This window comes from Roseateles sp. P5_E1 (genome assembly GCF_054049335.1).
Map to the genome: position 1 here is coordinate 1 of NZ_JBFUMN010000284.1, position 618 is coordinate 618.

The window sequence follows — 618 nt, forward strand, 5'->3', positions numbered from 1 at the left end:
CACCACTCCAGCGCCTCGAAGAAGCGTTCGGCCGCGTTTTCCTGGCCCAGCACCGTGGCCAACGCGCCCAGCGCCGCGTCACGATGCGCCGGGCGCAGCGCGCCATCGTCGTCTTCCAGGTCGTCCCCGGCGTCGAGGTACACCGTACCGATGGCCGCGATGGCGGCGAGGAAGGTCGTCAGGTCCTGCGTCAGTACCGACGCCTCCCAGCGGCCCGCGCCATGGAACGCGAACAGGACCTGGCCGCTGTCGCGATCGAAGATGACGGGGTCGGCATTCTGTTCGGCGATCACCAGCCAAGGGTCGCGCCAATCGGTCAGGCGCTCACCGCTGTTGCCTTGCCACCGATAGCCGGCCTGCAGGGACCACAGCCGATGCAGGGGCGGGAAACACACGTTGACGCCGGGGATGTCGATGCCGACCGGTCCCACGTTGGCATGCACGGTCTCGCCCCACGGGCCTATCTGCGCGTAGAAGGCCGCCAGCGGGGCGGGCAGCGGTAGCTCGCCACGCCACAGATCTGCCGGCTGGGCATGCAGCGGGCCGAAGCGGGCGAAGGATGCGTGCAGTGTGTGCATGGCCGATGTCGTTGCAGGGAAGGAGGCGAAGACTGGCCAT

Annotated in this window: 1 protein-coding gene; it reads right to left on the reverse strand. The window is 68.8% G+C overall.

Annotated elements, in window-relative coordinates:
- A partial coding sequence (locus tag ACXJKJ_RS31070) for a hypothetical protein (RefSeq protein ID WP_457395421.1) occupies positions 1–578 on the reverse strand: 578 nt, incomplete at its 3' end.
- Positions 579–618: the final 40 nt, after the last annotated feature.